16 protein-coding genes are annotated in these 16,848 nt (G+C 66.0%); 7 read left to right on the top strand and 9 right to left on the bottom strand.

All coding sequences use genetic code 11. The features are described 5' to 3' along the window. On the top strand, positions 1–435 hold a 435-nt coding region (locus WCE05_RS24165), incomplete at its 5' end, for a universal stress protein (RefSeq protein WP_368816715.1). On the opposite strand, the gene WCE05_RS24160 is transcribed toward WCE05_RS24165, so the two are convergent. The 5 genes from WCE05_RS24160 to WCE05_RS24140 form a co-directional block, all read right to left on the bottom strand. Next, a complete protein-coding gene (locus tag WCE05_RS24160; RefSeq protein WP_368816714.1) occupies positions 367–1,086 on the bottom strand; it encodes an Abi family protein in 720 nt (239 codons plus the stop codon). The genes WCE05_RS24165 and WCE05_RS24160 overlap by 69 nt on opposite strands. Before the next feature lie 339 nt (positions 1,087–1,425). Beyond that, positions 1,426–2,286 (bottom strand): efflux RND transporter periplasmic adaptor subunit, encoded by an 861-nt coding sequence (locus WCE05_RS24155; protein WP_368816713.1) that lies wholly within the window; start codon positions 2,284–2,286, stop codon positions 1,426–1,428. A gap of 10 nt (positions 2,287–2,296) precedes the next feature. Continuing rightward, positions 2,297–2,497: a DUF1656 domain-containing protein gene (locus WCE05_RS24150; protein ID WP_225789458.1), complete on the bottom strand. Its 201-nt coding sequence runs from the start codon at positions 2,495–2,497 to the stop codon at positions 2,297–2,299. Then, on the bottom strand, positions 2,487–4,664 hold the full coding sequence (locus WCE05_RS24145) for an FUSC family protein (RefSeq protein ID WP_368816712.1): 2,178 nt from the start codon (positions 4,662–4,664) through the stop codon (positions 2,487–2,489). The genes WCE05_RS24150 and WCE05_RS24145 overlap by 11 nt, the downstream gene beginning before the upstream one ends. After that, entirely contained in the window at positions 4,661–6,187 is a 1,527-nt protein-coding gene (locus WCE05_RS24140) for an efflux transporter outer membrane subunit (RefSeq protein WP_225789460.1), read from the bottom strand. Before WCE05_RS24140 ends, WCE05_RS24145 begins: the two co-directional genes overlap by 4 nt. Positions 6,188–6,366: 179 nt before the next feature. On the opposite strand from WCE05_RS24140, the gene WCE05_RS24135 reads away from it, so the two are divergent. After that, entirely contained in the window at positions 6,367–7,314 is a 948-nt protein-coding gene (locus WCE05_RS24135) for a LysR family transcriptional regulator (protein ID WP_225789461.1), read from the top strand. Between the two features lie 80 nt (positions 7,315–7,394). Continuing rightward, on the top strand, positions 7,395–8,369 hold the full coding sequence (locus WCE05_RS24130; protein WP_368816711.1) for a 2-hydroxyacid dehydrogenase: 975 nt from the start codon (positions 7,395–7,397) through the stop codon (positions 8,367–8,369). A 68-nt stretch (positions 8,370–8,437) separates the two neighbouring features. On the opposite strand, the gene WCE05_RS24125 is transcribed toward WCE05_RS24130, so the two are convergent. Next, on the bottom strand, positions 8,438–9,340 hold the full coding sequence (locus WCE05_RS24125) for a DMT family transporter (protein WP_368816710.1): 903 nt from the start codon (positions 9,338–9,340) through the stop codon (positions 8,438–8,440). 248 nt (positions 9,341–9,588) lie between these two features. On the opposite strand from WCE05_RS24125, the gene WCE05_RS24120 reads away from it, so the two are divergent. Then, the gene (locus WCE05_RS24120) at positions 9,589–10,464 is read left to right on the top strand and encodes a helix-turn-helix domain-containing protein (protein ID WP_225789464.1); all 876 of its coding nucleotides are present in this window, start codon (positions 9,589–9,591) and stop codon (positions 10,462–10,464) included. Positions 10,465–10,503: 39 nt separating this feature from the next. On the opposite strand, the gene WCE05_RS24115 is transcribed toward WCE05_RS24120, so the two are convergent. From WCE05_RS24115 to WCE05_RS24105, 3 genes are read right to left on the bottom strand one after another with little or no spacing between them, the layout of a single operon-like run. After that, the gene (locus tag WCE05_RS24115; RefSeq protein WP_368816709.1) at positions 10,504–10,830 is read right to left on the bottom strand and encodes a DUF3325 domain-containing protein; all 327 of its coding nucleotides are present in this window, start codon (positions 10,828–10,830) and stop codon (positions 10,504–10,506) included. Then, positions 10,830–12,404 (bottom strand): PepSY-associated TM helix domain-containing protein, encoded by a 1,575-nt coding sequence (locus tag WCE05_RS24110; protein WP_368816708.1) that lies wholly within the window; start codon positions 12,402–12,404, stop codon positions 10,830–10,832. The genes WCE05_RS24115 and WCE05_RS24110 overlap by 1 nt, the downstream gene beginning before the upstream one ends. After that, positions 12,401–12,703 carry a DUF3649 domain-containing protein gene (locus tag WCE05_RS24105; RefSeq protein WP_225789467.1) on the bottom strand — a complete coding sequence of 101 codons (303 nt, stop codon included), beginning with the start codon at positions 12,701–12,703 and terminating at the stop codon, positions 12,401–12,403. The genes WCE05_RS24110 and WCE05_RS24105 overlap by 4 nt, the downstream gene beginning before the upstream one ends. 196 nt (positions 12,704–12,899) lie before the next feature. Here WCE05_RS24105 and WCE05_RS24100 point away from each other — a divergent pair, with 196 nt between their 5' ends. From WCE05_RS24100 to fecA, 3 genes are all read left to right on the top strand, one after another. Then, positions 12,900–13,394, top strand: a complete 495-nt coding sequence (locus tag WCE05_RS24100; RefSeq protein WP_253091186.1) for a sigma-70 family RNA polymerase sigma factor — start codon at positions 12,900–12,902, stop codon at positions 13,392–13,394. Then, positions 13,391–14,320, top strand: a complete 930-nt coding sequence (locus WCE05_RS24095) for a FecR domain-containing protein (RefSeq protein WP_368816707.1) — start codon at positions 13,391–13,393, stop codon at positions 14,318–14,320. Before WCE05_RS24100 ends, WCE05_RS24095 begins: the two co-directional genes overlap by 4 nt. Before the next feature lie 104 nt (positions 14,321–14,424). Next, positions 14,425–16,752, top strand: a complete 2,328-nt coding sequence (gene fecA / locus WCE05_RS24090; protein WP_253099554.1) for a TonB-dependent Fe(3+) dicitrate receptor FecA — start codon at positions 14,425–14,427, stop codon at positions 16,750–16,752. The last annotated feature ends 96 nt before the right edge of the window (positions 16,753–16,848 follow it).

The following is a 16,848-nucleotide window of genomic DNA, read 5'->3' as shown; positions in this document are numbered from 1 at the left end:
GTCCTGATCGCCATCGACGCCTCCCCCGCCGCCAGTGCCCTGCTCGCCCTCGCTCACCGCTACTGCCGTCCTGGCGAGCATGAACTGCACATACTGCTGGCCATCGACTCGACCTTCGCCGTGCACGAGCGCCCGACGGCCTACACCGAGGAAGAACAGGAAGAATACCCCGCCGCCTGCGAGGAACAGCGCCTGGCCGACCATGCCGTGGCCACGGCGGTGCGTGCCCTGCGCGATGCAGGGTTCGACAGCCACGGCTACGTGGTCGCCGACGAGCCCGTCGAGGCCATCGTCGACAAAGCCCGCGAACTGGACTGCGAACTGATCATCATGGGCCACCGCCACCTGTCGCGACTGGGACGCTTGCTAGACCCTTCGATCAGCACGAAGGTGATCGACAGGGTAGAGATTCCGGTGTTGGTGGGGGCGGCTTGAGTCCAGCAGAACACCCCAGCCAGTCGGACCAGGCCTGAGGAAACCCACGTACTGGCTAAGCCAGGGCTTCAACTCCGGGCTTATCCAGCCGATTACTTCAAGACAGAGCAGGTACCGCTGACGTACGTCAGGCTCCAGCCAAAGCAAGGCATCATGGTGGGCGGTGCGATTACGAAGATCTCGAATCTGGTTCAACACTTTCGACAACTCGTTTCTCTGCCGCTTTTTCTTTGGGCAACGAGGAAAGGCCAAACGTAACTCCTTCCAGAACTCCTGCTCATGTCGAGTGTTGAGCAACGACACCCAGAAACCGAAGCTCAAGTCCGAAACGATCTTGTCGGGGGTAACCGAATGACGCTTTGCCTTGATGGACGTCCTGGTTTTTTCAATCTCCAACCGATCCGCCTCGGTGAAGGAGCCGACCATCTCCCACCAGTCGGACCTTCCGTATTTTGATTTCAGTGCTTGATGCATAGCATTGCGCAGACTGATCTCGAGTACATGCAAGCATGGCAGGATCGCTTGCCCTAGCAACATGTTATGGGCGTAGGCTATCGTGGCTTCGACCTTCCGGGGGTTGAGCGCGTATCGAGCCAGACGGGGTTTGGAAAACGCCTGTTCGAGCGATGGGTTCCAGTCCTGGTTTGTCAAACTCGGCCATCCTGTATTAGCATTCGCCGTGCAGCCCTATGTCGCCCTCTCCCAGAAGTCCGATGGTCATGCTGGTGATGACGCTAGGTACGTATCCATGGCCCCGCATTGCGGGGCCATTCTTTTTCTGGATCGCTGGCTCTGGGAGCACTGCCCCTTTTTCTTGGCAAAGGTGTCTGCACAGTCGATCCGGTTCGGCCATTGTGCAGCCCAAACGACCAAAGGCTCATGGCATCCTCGTCCTAGATGCTTGCAGGCCATTTCCCAAAGACATACCCAGGCCCGTTATGAACTCGGCGCCGTAACCTGTGGCTGGCTCGCCCCGCGAATGCGTCAGGATCACCCCTCCCCCGGCTTGACCACCACCGTACAGGTCGTCCCCGCCGCCAGCAGAAACCCTTCCGGCACTTCATCGATATGGATCCGCACCGGTACCCGCTGGGCCAGCCTCACCCAGTTGAAGGTCGGGTTCACATCGGCGATCAGCTCCCGGCTCTGCGGATTGTCACGGTCGTAGATGCCGCGTGCGATGCTCTCCACATGCCCTTTGATGCGCTCGCCGCTCATCATCTGCAACTCGGCCTCATCGCCCACCTTCACATGGGGCAACTTGGTCTCCTCGAAGAAGCCGTACACCCAGAACGAGTGCTCGTCGACCACCGCCATCACCGGCTCCCCGGTGCGGGCGTAATCCCCCCTGTGGATATTCAGGTTGGTCACGTAGCCATCGACCGTGGCGACGATCCGCGTGCGCTTGAGGTTCAGCTCGGCGGCGGCGAGCTGGGCCTGGGCCTGCTGGTAGTCGGCCAGGGCAGCAGTGGCGATGTTGCTGGCGTCGTCGCGGTTCTCCCTGGAGATCACCAGGTTGTCCAGGTCGGCACGGCGCCTGGCATTGACCTTGCGCATCTCCCAGGTGGCCTTGCGCGAGGCGACCTGTGCCCGGGCCTGCTCGACCGCCAGCTGGTAATGCTCGGGGTCGATCTGGATCAGCACATCGCCCTTCTTCACCCGCTGGTTGTCGCGCACCGGCACGTCCACCACGTAGCCGGGCACGTCGGCGGCGACATTGACGATGTCGGCGCGCACCCGGCCGTCGCGGGTCCAGGGCGTGGTCATGTAGTGCAGCCACAACTGGCGGCCGATCACCACGGCGGCGGCCAGCACCAGCAGGGTGGCGACCAGGCTGAAGAACTTTTTCATCGAAGGATTCTCACCAGTAGAGCGACAGCGCCAGGGCGCCGAACAGGCAGACGAACAGGCTCAGGCGCAGCAGCGCCGGATGCCAGAAAAAACGGTAGCCATCCACGCTCGCGATGAAGCGGTCCAGGCCCCAGGCCAGGCCCGCGGCGAACAGGAACATCAAGGTCATGGTGGGCATGTACACGCCATGGAAGGCGATCTCACGGGGCATGGTGCAATCCTTTCGCCGGCGCCAGCGGCGATCGTGGGTCGAGCAGGGAAGTACGGATGAAATGCAGGTAGCTCTGCACCCGGCGCAGCACCGAGGTGTCGAAGTGCCGGGCGAAGGGTTCGTCGGTGGCCCGCACGCGGCTGATGGCATGGTCCACCGCCACCAGGGCGCGTTCGTGGTTGCTGGCGTTGGGCAGCAGGAACAGCCGCGCCAGGGCCCGGCCCATGACACGGATGGCCTGGCGCCAGGGCTGCGATTCGGCGTAGGCCGGGTGCACCGGGGCACCGGCCTGCTCCTTGCGCAGCTCGATGATGGCGTGGCCGATCTCCGACACCACGAACATCCAGCGCATCAGCTCGCTCTGCACCTGCGGCTTGCCGGCGGCCAGGCCATAGGCCTGGTGCAGCAGGTCGCGGGTACGGCTTTCGAAGGCCGAGCCCAGCCCGCGCAGGCGCCCGCTGATGGCGAACAGCACCTGTTCGCGCAGGTCCTGCTCCAGGCGGCTCCACAGCCAGCGGCTATTGGGCGGCAGGATGATCGCCCCGGCAGCCGCGCAGACCAGCATGCCGATGACCATGCCGAGGTAATCATTGATGAAGGTGTAGGGGTCGTAGACCGTCAGGTTGTTGGGCACCGAGCCGATGGCGAAGAACACCAGCAGGCCGATCCCATAGCCGGCATAGGCCGGACGCGAGGAAAGGAAGGCGCCGAGCACGAACACCGGCGCCAGCACCATGCACAACAGCGCAAAGCCATCGATCCAGGGGAAGACGAAGAAGGTCTCGAAGAAGCCGACGAAGGCGCCGAGCAAGGTCCCGCAGGCCATCTGGAACGACATGCGCCGAGGGTTCGGCGAGGCGGCCGACAAGCCCACGGTGACGCAGGCGATCAGGGTCATCATGCCGCCGCTCGGCCAGTCGCTGAGCAGCCAGTAGCTGCCCAGCAGCAACAGCACCGCCGAGGCGCGCATGCCCGCCGCCAACGACACCAGCCAGTTGGTCCGCGACACGTAGGGCTCGTCCCACTGCTCGCGCTCATGCTTGTGCACGGCCAGCGAGGCGTGGGTCTGGGCGTAGCTGTACAGGTCGTCGACGAAGCGGTACAGCAGCTCGTAGGCGGTGTGGAAATCCAGCAGGTCGGCCTCGCTGGGCTGGGTCTGCAGGTAGGCCGTCCGCAGGCCGCGTACCTGGGCCTGCAGGCCGTCCTTGTAGGCGGCCAGCTCGAGCGTCAGGCGCAGCGCGTCGGCGTCGGTCAGGGCCCGGTCGACGTAGGGTTCGAGCAACTCGGCGAGGGTCGCAAGGCCCGGTTCGATGGCGCCGACGATCTGCAGCGGGCCACGGGCGCGCAGGCGTTCGAGCAGCCGGTGCAGGGCGTTGAAGCGCGTGGTGATGGCCATGAACTCGCTGTTCATGCGCACCAGCCGGCCGCTGCGCCGACGCATGTGCGGGTCTTCGAAGGCGGTGACGTTGCGCAGGCTCTCAAGGCCCACCGCCTCGGCGATGAAGCGCACGTTGCTGCTCTCGTAGCGGTCGCGCTGGCTATCGCCGTGCAAGGCCTCGACCACCACCCTGGCAAACACGCCAAAACGCTGGTACAGGGCGTTGCGCATGGCAGCGCTGGCCGACTGGGGCAGGATCGCCGCACTGACCAGGGTGGACACGAGAATGCCCAGGGAGATCTCCAGCACCCGCCAGACCGCCGCCATGAACGCCCGGTCGGGGTGCTCCAGCACCGGCAGGCCGATCATCGCCGCGGTGTAGCCGGCCAGGACGAAGCCATAGGCGCGGAAGGTGCGGTAGCGCATGGCACCAGCCGAGCACAAGCCGACCCACAGCGCCAGGCTGGGCAGGAACAGCTCGGTGTTCTGCGGAAAGAGGGCGATCAGCGCGACCATCATCGCCGAGCCGGCCAGGGTGCCAAGCACCCGGTAGAAGCTCTTGGCGAACACATGGCCACTCTGCGGCTGCATGACGATGAACACGGTGATCATCGCCGTGCGCGGCTGCGGCAGCTCCAGGCGCATGGCCAGCCACAAGGTGATGAAGGCCGCCGCGAGGATCTTGAAGATGTAGACCCAGGTCACCCCGTCGGTACGCGCCCAGGCAAAGAAGCCCCGGCGCCATTCCAGGCTGTGCAGCCAGCGCAGGGCCAGGCTCGGTACGCTCATTCGGCGTGGCCCGGTCGGTCGAAGATGGCCAGGGTCGCCGGTGTCCTGGGCGCCGCCTGGCGCTCCTGCTCCGGCACATCCTGGCCCGCCTGCAAACCACCACCGAGGGCGGTGACCAGTTCGGCATGGGCGGTCAGGCGCGCGGCCTGGACCTGCTGCTGCACCTGCTGCTGACGAAACAGCAGCGTCTGGGCGTTGAGCACCTCGAGGTAGCCGGTCAGGCCGCGCTGGAAGGCGACCATGGCGATGTCATAGGTCTTCTGCGCGGCCGCCACGGACTCGGCGGCAAAGTGCGCCTGCTCCTTCATCGACTCGCGCCGGATCAGCTGGTCGGAGATGTTCTTCAGCGCCCCCACCACCGTCTGGTTGTAACGTGCCACGGCCACGTCGTAGCCAGCGGACGCCACGCCCAGTTGTGAGCGCAGGCGACCACCGTCGAAGATCGGCAGGCTGATGGCCGGCCCCACGTTGTAGTTGAACTTGCGTCCGGTGATGAATTCCAGCGGGCCACCACCGGTGGCCATGAAGCCGAGGCCGCCGACCAGATCGACGTTGGGGAAGAAACCAGCATGGGCAACGTCGATGCCACGGGCCTGGGCCGCCACCTGCCAGCGGCTGGCGACCACGTCGGGGCGCTGGCCGACCAGTTCGGCAGGCAGGTTCGACGGCAGCTTCAGCGGCGCGCCGAGGGTCAGGCTCGGGCGCTGGATCTGCGCGCCCTCCCCCGGCCCCTGCCCGGCCAGTGCCGCCAACTGGTTGCGCGCCAGGGCGATCTCTTCACCGAGCGCATCGAGCTGGCGATGGGTCTCCGGCAACGGCGCCTCGGCCTGGCTGACCTCGAAGTGGGTGCCGATGCCGCCGGCAAGACGACGCTTGGCCAGGGCGAGGATCTGTTCCTGTTGCCCCAGTTCGGCCTTGACGATGTCGCGCTGGGCGAAGTGCAAGGCCAGTTGGATATACACCTTGACCAGGTTGTTCACCAGCTCCAGCTGGGCCTGACGCGCCTCGGCGACGCTCATGTGAGCCAGGTCCACCGCCTGCTCGCTGGCATTGCGCTCGCGGCCCCAGAGGTCGAGGGCGTAGCTCAGGCCGATGGCGGCATTGTTGTCCCAGGTGTTGGCGCCGGACAGCGCGCCGGGGCCGTAGAACTGATCCTCTGGCCAGTTGTGACGCTTGAGGGTCGCCTCGCCGTTGGCCTGCAGCTTCTCGGCCGACTCGACCACGCCGGCCATGGCCTTGGCCTCGCGCACCCGCGCCGCGGCCAAGGCCAGGGTCGGGCTGCCAGCCAGGGCCAGCGCCACCCAGTGGTCCAGTTGCGCATCGCCATAGGCACGCCACCACTGCTGCTCGGGCCAGTGGGCGTCGTGAGCGGCTTCGCGGATCGCGTCGTCGGTGGTCAGGGTGTTGGCTTGCAGCGTCTTGCTTTGCGGGGCGATGCCCCAGGTTCCGATACAGCCGCTCAAGGTGAGGCTGAGGGCACAGGCACTGAGCGCATTCAGCGCTCTGATGATGCGACGCGGCACAGCTGCGATTTCCCGGATGAGGTGGATGAGGCCGGGCAATTCTAGGGGGCGCTCGCACTGGCGATAAGCGCATATTCCTGCGAATCTTTGTTACCAAAACAGCGATAATCCGGCTTTAGTCGGAAGACCGTTTAGGTTACTTCATGTCACAATTTTGTCCTCTACCTTGAGAGTGACCCATGGACACCCTGCAAAACATGCGTGCTTTCAGTTGCGTGGCCCAGCTCGGCAGCTTCACCGCTGCCGCCGCGCAACTGGATACGACCACCGCGAACGTCTCGCGGGCGGTCTCCAACCTGGAAGCCCATCTGCAAACCCGGCTGCTCAACCGCACCACCCGGCGCATCGCCCTCACCGAGGCCGGCAAGCGTTACCTGATGCGCTGCGAGCAGATCCTGACCTTCGTCGAGGAGGCCGAAGCCGAGGCCAGCGACGCCCACGCCCGCCCGGCCGGGCAGTTGAAGGTGCACTCGATGACCGGGGTCGGCCAGCATTTCGTGGTCGATGCCATCGCCCGCTACCGCGAGTCGCACCCGGACGTGACCTTCGACCTGACCATGGCCAACCGCGTACCGGACCTGCTCGACGAGGGCTACGACGTATCCATCGTGCTGGCCAGCGAGCTGCCGGACTCCGGTTTCGTTTCGCAGCGCCTGGGGATCACCTACAGCATCGTCTGCGCCTCCCCGGAATACGTGGCCAGGCACGGCATCGCCCACAAGCCGGCCGACCTGCTCCAGCATGCCTGCCTGCGCATGGTCAGCCCCGTGATCCCCCTGGAGAAGTGGCTGTTCAACGGCCCGGAAGGCCAGGAGATGGTCAACATCACCACCTCGCCGTTCCAGGTGAACTCCGCCGACGCCATGAAGACCGCGATCCGCAGCGGCATGGGCGTGGGCGTGCTGCCGATCTACTCGGCCATAGACGGCCTGCGCGACGGCAGCCTGGTGCGGATCATGCCCGACTACCGGCTGCAGGAGCTGAACCTGTACGCGATCTACCCTTCGCGCCAGTACCTGGATGCCAAGATCAAGACCTGGGTCGAGTACCTGCGCAATTCCCTGCCCGAGATCCTCGCGGCGCACGAGGCCGACCTGAAGACCCACGAGCTTTTGATCGCCAACTGACGGGGGCCGCAAGCTGCAAGCTTGCAGCCCGAAGTCCGAAGTCCGAAACTGCCCTCCCCGCCTTGCAGAGAAGTAGCCCGATGAAAAAGACCGTCCTGGCCTTCAGCCGCATCACCCCGGCCATGGCCGAGCGCCTGCAGCAAGACTTCAACGTGATCGTGCCCAACCCCAAGCTCGGCGACATCGCCGCCCAGTTCAACGAAGCCCTGCCCGAGGCCCACGGCCTGATCGGCGTCGGCCGCAAGCTGGGCCGTGCGCAGCTCGAAGGAGCGGCGAAGCTCGAGGTGGTCTCCAGCATCTCGGTGGGCTACGACAACTACGACCTGGCCTATTTCAATGAACGCGGCATCGCCCTGACCAACACCCCCGACGTGCTCACCGAAAGCACCGCCGACCTGGGCTTTGCCCTGATCATGGGGTGCGCCCGCCGGGTCGCCGAGCTGGACGCCTGGACCAAGGCCGGCCAGTGGCGAGCCACCGTGGGCCCAGCCCAGTTCGGCAGCGACGTGCACGGCAAGACCTTGGGCATCGTCGGCCTGGGCAACATCGGCGCGGCCATCGCCCGCCGTGGCCGCTTCGGCTTCGGCATGCAAGTGCTGTACAGCGGCAACAGCCGCAAGCCGGCCCTGGAACAGGAGCTCGGCGCCCAGTACCGCAGCCTGGAGCAACTGCTCGGCGAAGCCGATTTCGTCTGCCTGGTGGTGCCGCTGTCCGATGCCACGCGCAAGCTGATCGGCGCGCGCGAGCTGAAGCTGATGAAGCCCAGCGCCTTCCTGGTCAACATCTCCCGCGGGCCGGTGGTGGACGAAGCAGCGCTGGTCGAGGCCCTGCAAGACGGCACCCTCCGTGGCGCCGGGCTGGATGTGTACGAGCGCGAACCGCTGGCCGAGTCGCCGCTGTTCAGCCTACCCAACGCCCTGACCCTGCCGCACGTCGGCTCGGCCACCGCCGAGACCCGCGACGCCATGGCCAGCCGGGCGATGGACAACCTGCGTGCGGCGCTGCTGGGCGAGCGGCCACAGGACCTGGTGAACCCGCAGGTGTGGAAACACTGATCGATGGGTTGACCACTCAGGCCCTATCGCTGGCAAGCCGGCGATAGGGCCGCACAGGCAACGCAGCACTACTTGACCGTAACCACCGCTGCAGGCGCCTTGGCCCTTGGCTTGCGAAACACCAGCACGTTGCCCGCCATCACCGCCACCAACCCCAGCAGTGCCGGCGGCGTCCACTGATAGCCCTCGGCAAAGGCCGACACGTTCAGCGCCACCAGCGGGAACAGCACCGTGCAATAGGCCGCCCGCTCCGGCCCCATGCGGCCCACCAGGGTCAGGTAGGCGGTGAAGCCGATCACCGAACCCGGGATCACCAGGTACAGCAACGAACCGATGTAGCGTGCATTCCACTCCATGGCGAACGGAATGCCACTGAACAGGCAATACACCGACAGCATCGCCGCCCCATAGACCATGCCCCAGGCATTGGTGGTCATGGGCTTGAGGCCGGCCTTCTGCTGCAGGCTGGAAAGCAGGTTGCCCGCCGAGAAGCACAAGGTGCCGAACAACGCCAGGCCCAGGCCGTACAGGGTCTGGCGGCTGGCCGCATGGCCGGACAGCTCCGGCCAGAACAGCAGCCCCAGGCCGAGCAGCCCCAGAGCGCCGCCGCCGAGCACATTGGCCGCGATGCGCTGGCCGAAGAAAACCCGCGCATTCAATGCGTTCCACAAGGTCGCGGTGGAGAACACCACGGCGATCAGGCCGCTGGCGATCCACTGGCTGGCGGTGAGAAAGCACATGAAATTGACGCAGAACAGGCACAGGCCCTGGGCCAGGCAGACCAGGTGGCCACGTCGATCCATCGGTTGCAGGCGGCGGGTCAGCAGGAGGATGGCGAATAGGATCAACCCGGCCAGGGCGAAGCGGTAGACGATCGACACCGGGATGGCGACCACGCCCAGTTGCAGCTTCAAGGCGATCCAGGTGGTGCCCCAGATCAAGACGGTGAGCAGGTACAGCGACAGGTTCATGGCAGCAATTCCTCGGGCATAGCGAAGTCGGTGCCCGGCACACCGCAAGACACGCCGCCCCCACGCCGTCGAGAGCGACGCGTTCCCTGTGGGAGCGGCTTGCCCGCGATCGAGGGCGCAGCCCTCGCCAGGACTTACAGTCTCCCCTCCCCCTCCGTCGCCACGCTTGCACAAACTTGCGCTTTTGCAGCGTCAGGGGCTGCCAGCCCGAGGTCGTCGCAGTAGGATGGCATCGAGAGGAAGCGCCGATGACCCCACTGACCCAGCTGCACGTCTTCAATGCCATGCACGCCTCGCCCCATGCCCGCCTGGAACTGAGCGCGCAACTGGGCGACGGGCTGGCTGCAGCCCTGTGGCGCAACCGCGACGACGCCCGCGACTACCTTGCCCCCAGCCACCATACCCTGTCGTGCTACATCGCCGACGGCACCGGCACCTTCCGCCGCCAGCGCCCGGCCGACAAGGGCGCGCCGGACAAACTGTGCATCATGCCTGCCGGCCACGAGTCGAACTGGGTGGTCAATGGCCCGATCCGCCTGGCGCACCTGTACATCAGCGAAGAACAGTTCGCCCTCGGCTGCATCCGCCTGCTCGATCGCGAACCACGCGAGATGCAGTTGCAAGAGGCGACCTTCCTCGACGATCCGCAGCAGGCCCGGCGCTTCCGCCAACTGATCGCCCTGGACTGGAGCGAACCCGGCGAGCGCCTGCTGGCCAGCAGCCTGGCCCACGAGATCATCGACCACGCGGTGCTCTGCCAGGCCGGCCTGCGCCAGGGCGTGCGCCTGAAAGGCGGGCTGGCGCCACACCAGCGCCGGCAACTGGTCGATTACATCGAGGCGCACCTGGACCAGCCCATCACCCTGGGCGAGCTGGCCCTGCGCTGCAATCTCTCCGAGTACCACTTCGCCCGCATGTTCCGCAGCAGCTTCGGCCTGCCGCCACACCAGTACCTGCTGGCCCGCCGCCTGCACCACGCCTGCCAGTTGCTGCGCCTGGGCCAGTTGCCGCTGGGCCAGGTCGCCCTGCTCTGCGGCTTCGCCAGCGCCAGCCACTTCAGCAACCGCTTCCGCCAGGTGCTGGGGGCGACACCCGGCGAATACCGGGCCGCTTTCTCGAATTAGTCAGCATTGGGGCCGCTACCCAAATGGCAGTTGAACAGCTCAGAAAGCCAGGACAGCCAGCAGCGGCCCCAGCACCAGGCTCGCCGCAGCCAGCCCCAGCAGCAGGCGCGGCTGGTACGGCAGGCCGAAGACCCACAGGGTCACCCCGGCCATCAGCACCGCGATCCATTCCACCAGGCCCAGCGCCCAGCCGCGCAGGTGCACCGCGAGCACCAGCGACAGCGCCAGCAGCACCCAACCGCCGATGCGTAGAGCACGCACCAGCTGGGCACCGGGCTTGCGCCCCAGCAGGTCGTTGAAGTGCTTTTCCATGGCCAGGCAAAGGGCGGCAAAACCGGCGAAACCGATCAAGGCAATACTCAACATCAATTCACCTGCGCCGTATCGCCGGCGGACTTGGCCGCGCGCGGCGCACGCTTGGCAGTGGGTTTGGGCGTGCGCAGCATCTTGCTGGCAGCCCAGGCGAGGAACAAACCGGTGGCCAGCGCGGTGAGGTCGAAGCCGGCCATGGCCCAGTCGCCCACAGCGATCGAATGATCCAGGCCCTGGCCAGTGCTCAGGCCATTGAGCAGCGGCAACAAAGCAAACGCCAACGCCCCCAGCCCCAACTGCTCGCCCCAGGCCCGGCGCCCCGGGCGCAGCAGCGCGTGGACCAGCGACAGCGCCCAGGCCAGGAAGAAGGCATTGACTTCCCAGTCGGCACGCCCCTGCAGGGCCACCGGCAGCAGGCGGTTGGCCCAGAAGAACGCTGCCACGCCAAGCATCAGGCCACTCATGCTGGCGATGTTGAGCACTTCGACCAGGCGCAGCTCAGCCGGCATGTGCGCGCTCTTGGCATGCTTGAGCTGGCGTTTGCCCAGCCACATCACCAGCCCGGTGCCGATCACCGCCGTACCGGCCACGCCGAAGACGAAGTACAACCAGCGCAACCAGGGCCCGGCGAAGTTGCCCATGTGCAGCCCGACCAGGGTGAAGGAGGTCATCATCGCCGCGCTTTCCGGCGCACCCTGACTCAGCAGCTCGCCGCTGGCGCCGTCGAAGGTCCAGTTGGCGCTGCGCTTGTAGGCCACGTTATCTGCCGCGGCCTGGGTGAAGGTCACGCGGGCATTGGCGTCGCCGGGGTTCTGCACTTGGATGTAACCGATGCGCGCGCCCGGTACCCGCTCCTGGACCTTGGCATACAGACTCGGCAGCGGCACCAGCGGCGCCGCGACACCGGCCAGCTTCGGCGGCTCGTCGCGCCCGAAGAGGTCGTTGAAATAGCCGTTGGGGCTGCCATAGCTGGCCAGGATGCCGGCCGGCATCACCAGGTACATGAAAAGCACCAGGCTGCTGTAGCTGATCATCAGGTGGAACGGCAGCACCAGCACGCCGATGGCGTTGTGGCCATCGAGCCATGAGCGCTGCCCCTTGCCCGGGCGGAAGGTGAAGAACTCCTTGAAGATCTTCTTGTGGGTGATGATGCCGGTGACCAGGCCCAGCAGCATGATGAAGGCGCAGAAGGTCGACAACCAGCGGCCCCAGGGATAGGGCATCTCCAGTTGGAAGTGGAAGCGGTAGAAGAATTCGCCGCCGCGGCTGTCGCGGGCCTCGACCTCCTGGCCGCTTTGGGCGTCCAGCGACTTGCCGGTGAAGCCACGGCGCCCGCCGGCGTCCCTGTCGCGCCAATTGACGCTCAGCGCCGCCTCGCGCGCGTTGGGCAGGCGGATGAACCAGCTGCCGGCATTGCCGGCGTTGGTTTCCAGGTAGCGCTGGGCCAGGCCCAGGCTCGCCATCGAATCGAGCGGATGGCTGTGGATTTCCGGCTGGCTCCAGTGATTGATCTCCTCCTTGAAGTACGACAGCGTCCCGGTGAGGAAGATGGCGAACAACAGCCAGCCGAAGATCAGGCCGGTCCAGGTGTGCAGCCAGGCCATGGCCTGGCGGAAGCCCTCTTTCATGGGTTTTTCATCCAGTAGGCCAGCCCGTTGATCGCCCCCAGCACCAGGCTCGGCAGCAGTACGCCCAGCCAGGCACGTGCGGCGCTACGGCAGGCGAAGCACCAGATGAAGGCCAGCAGGTAGAACAGGAACGACAGCATCATGCCGGTCAAGGCCGCATCGACCTGGCGCATCGGCGCCAGCAGCGAGATGCACACGCTCGCCATGGAGGCCAGCAGGTAGCCGCCCAGCAAGGCGGCCAGGCTGCGCGAGGTCACGGCCAGTCGATAGGCCAGGGGCAGGCCGGCTTTGCTTTTCATGGCGGCGGTCCGGGAAGCATCGGGGGCTCAATAGTAATGATTTCAATTCTCATAGGCAAAGCCTGGGCGATGCCTTGGGTTTGCGGGGGCTTTGCCCCGCATGGCATCGGCAGCGATTGCCCTGCACCGCCCTGCCCGAATACAATGCGAACAATTCTTACTTGCAGATGCGTCGAAAGGCGCCGGAGTCGCATCGGTGCCCAGTGCCCTCTCTTCCACGGTCGAAGGCCTCTACCACGCCCATCACAACTGGCTGACCGGTTGGCTGCGCCGCCGCCTGGGCTGCCCGCAGAGCGCCGCGGACCTCGCCCAGGACACCTACGTGCGCCTGCTACAGGCCCGCGAAGCGCCCCAGTTGGTCGAGCCGCGCGCCTTCCTCGTCACCGTGGCCAAGCGCGTGCTGTGCAACCACTTTCGCCGCCAGGAGCTGGAGCGTGCCTATCTCCAGGCCTTGGCCGAGGTTCCCGAAGAGGTGGCGCCGAGCGAGGAGCAGAAGGCACTCATCTTCGAGACTCTGCTGGAACTCGATCGCCTGCTCGACGGCCTGCCACCGCTGGTCAAACGGGCCTTCCTGCTGGCCCAGATCGACGGCCTGGGCCAGGCCGACATCGCCCGTGAGCTGGGCATCTCGCTGGCCACGGTCAAGCGCTACCTGAACAAGGCAGCCCTGCGCTGCTACTTCGCGCTATGAACACCAGCTTCTCCCCGCAGGTGGCCGAGCAGGCCGTGCACTGGCTGATCGAGTCCCAGGGCGAGGACTTCGACCTGGCCCAGCAGCAGGCCCTGGAGCGCTGGCTGCAGGCCGACCACGAGCACCAGCGCGCCTGGGCGCATATCCAGCAGGTCAACCAACGCTTGCGCGGGGTGGCCTCGCCGGTGGTGCACGCCACGCTGCAGGCGCCCCCCTCTCCTGCGCGGCGGCGAGCGCTCAAGGCGCTGTTGCTGGTCGGCGTGGCCAGTGCCACGGGGCTGGGCTTGCGACAGCACAATCCCCTGCCAGGGCTGATGGCCGACTACCGTAGCCCGGTCGGCCAGCGCCGGCGGATGCACCTGGACGACGGCAGCCTGTTGCAGCTCAACACTCGCAGTGCCGCCGACGTACGTTTCGATGGCCAGCAACGGCAGGTGCGCCTGCTCGAAGGTGAAGTGCAATTGCAGGTGGCCAAGGACCCGCGCCCCTTGCTGCTACGCACTGGCGGGGGTGCGCTGCAACTGACGCTGGGGCGTTTCAACGTACGGCAGTTCGCCGACTTCAGCCTGGTCTCGGTGTTCAGTGGCTCGGCGAGCCTGGCCGGGCAAACGTTGCTGGCCGGTCAACAGGCCAGGTTCGCCAACGGTGGTTGGCATGACATTGCACCGCTGAACCGCAATATCGGAGCCTGGGTCGACGGCATGCTGGTGGCCTCGCACATGCGTCTGGCGGACTTTCTCGCCGAGCTCGGGCGCTATCGGCACGGGCAACTGGGGTGCAGCGACCAGGTGGCCGAGCTGCGGATCTCCGGGTCGTATCCGTTGGACGACAGTGAACGGATCCTGGAGATGCTGGAAGTGGCGTTGCCGGTACGGGTCAAGCGGTTTACCCGCTACTGGGTGAAGGTGGAGCCGCGAATCGGTTGACCCGCCGCCAAGCGAAACCCGGAAAAAAATTGCAATTCCCCTGAGCCATTTTCAAAGGCTCGCGTGACAGAGAAGGCAGAACCCCCTTCTCAAGGACCACTCGCATGCTGTTTCGTCCCAGCCCCCTCGTCCAGGCCTTGTTGCTCGCCACCGCCCTGGGCCTCACCGTACCTACCATCCAGGCCGCCGATGCCCGCGCCTACCACATCGCCGCCGGCGCCCTGGAAGATGCCCTCAACCAGTTCGGCCGCGAGAGCGGCGCGCTGATCAGCTTCGGTTCGCACCTGACCCAAGGCCTGCAGAGCCCAGGCCTGGAGGGCGAATACGATGTACGCCAGGGCCTCGATACGTTGCTGCGCGGCAGTGGCCTGCAGGCACGCCAGGAAGCCGACAACGCCTACAGCCTGCAACCGGCCGCCGCCAGCACCGCCGGTGCGCCCGTGGAGTTGAGCGCCTCGACCGTGGTCGGCGACTGGCTGGCCGAAGCGCGCCAGGACAACGTCTTCGAACACCCCGGCGCCCGCGACGTGGTGCGCCGCGAAGACTTCGAGCGCAACGGCGCCAGCACCGCCCGTGAAGTGCTCAACCGCATCCCGGGGGTGAACGCACCGGAAAACAACGGCACGGGCAGCCACGACCTGGCGCTGAACTTCGGCATCCGCGGCCTCAACCCACGCCTGGCCTCGCGCTCGACCGTGCTGATGGATGGCATCCCGGTCCCCTTCGCCCCCTACGGCCAGCCACAGCTGTCGCTGGCACCGATCAGCCTGGGCAACATGGACGCGGTGGATGTGGTACGCGGCGGCGGCGCGGTGCGCTACGGGCCGCAGAACGTCGGTGGCATCGTCAACTTCGTGACCCGGGCGATCCCGGAGCAAGCGACCTTCAAGGCCGCCATGCAGAACCAGATCAGCCCCTCGTCGAGCCACGACGGCTTCAAGAACAGCGCCAACCTGCTGGTCGGCGGCACCCACGACAACGGCCTGGGCGGCGCCCTGCTGTACTCCGGCACCCGCGGCGGCGACTGGCGCGAGCACAGCGACACGCAGATCGACGACCTGATCCTCAAGGGCAAGCTGCAGCTCGACGAGGCCAACAGCCTGCACGCCATGGCCCAGTACTACGAGGGCGAGGCCGACATGCCCGGCGGCCTGAGCACGGCCGACTTCGACGCCGACCCGTACCAGTCGACACGCCTGCAGGACAAGTTCTGGGGCCGCCGTACGCTGGTCAATGTCGGCTACGACTACAAGCAGGACGACCGCCAGTTCAGCGTCAACAGCTTCTTCACCAAGACTCTGCGCAGCGGCTACCTCGACCAGGGCAGCTTCGTTTCGCTGTCGCCACGCGAATACTGGGTGCGCGGCATCGAGACCCGTTTCTCGCAAGGCCTGGCCCTGGGCGACAGCTGGCACGAGCTGGGCATCGGCTACCGCTACGTCAACGAAGCCGGCCACGAGCTGCGCTTCCGCGAGCCGATCAACGGTGATCTGCCGACCACCGCCAGCCGCAACGACCGCGATACCCGTGGCAGCACCGAGGCCCACGCGATCTACCTGGACGATCGCATCGACATCGGCCGCTGGACCATCACCCCAGGCATCCGCTACGAGATGATCGACTCCGAGCAGAGCAACAAGCTTACCGGCGAGCGTTACCAAGGCAGCTACAACACCGCCCTGCCAGCGCTGAACGTGATGTACCACCTGACCGACATCTGGAACCTCTACGCCAACACCGAAGGCTCCTTCGGCAGCGTGCAGTACAGCCAGATGCCCAACCGGGTCAGCAGCGGCGAGGTCAAGCCGGAAAAAGCGCGCACCTGGGAAGTCGGCACCCGCTACGACAACGGTGACCTGCAGGCAGAGATCGGCGCCTTCCTGATCAACTTCGACAACCAGTACGAAAGCAACCAGACCAACGACTCGGTGATCGCCCGCGGCGAAACCCGCCACCAGGGCATCGAGACCAGCGTGCGCTATGCCCTCGACGGCCTGAACCCGGCACTGGCCGGCTTCGATGTGCACGCCAGCTACGCCTTCGTCGACGCCACGATCCGCGAGGACGGGCCGAACAAGGGCAACCAGGTGCCGTTCTCCTCGCGGCACAAGGGCACCCTGGGTATCGGCTACACCGAGGGCCCATGGCAGTTGAACCTGGACAGCAGCTTCCAGAGCAGCCAGTACGCCGACAACGCCAACACCGGCAGCGAAAGCGCCGACGGCAGCACCGGGCGCATCCCCGGCTACATGCTGGTCAGCACCCGCGCCGGGTATGACTTCGGGCCGCAGTTGTCGAACCTGAAGGTGGCGGTGGGGGTGAAGAACCTGTTCAACCGCGAGTACTACACCCGCTCGTTCGATGACAACAACAAGGGCAAGTACGTGGGGGAACCGCGGACGGTGTATGTGCAAACGTCCGTGGCGTTCTGAAGACGACGGGTCAGTTGAATAGTGCTTCGAGTGTTGGGGCTGCTTTGCAGCCCCAAGTGGCAATGGAAAGTCCCGACCGACCAGCCCAGAGCGAAC

The organism is Pseudomonas sp. I2 (genome assembly GCF_040984075.1).
In the GTDB taxonomy this organism is placed as follows: domain Bacteria; phylum Pseudomonadota; class Gammaproteobacteria; order Pseudomonadales; family Pseudomonadaceae; genus Aquipseudomonas; species Aquipseudomonas guariconensis_B.
The sequence above is the reverse complement of the archived record's forward strand: the minus strand, read 5'-3'. Positions and strand labels throughout refer to the sequence as shown.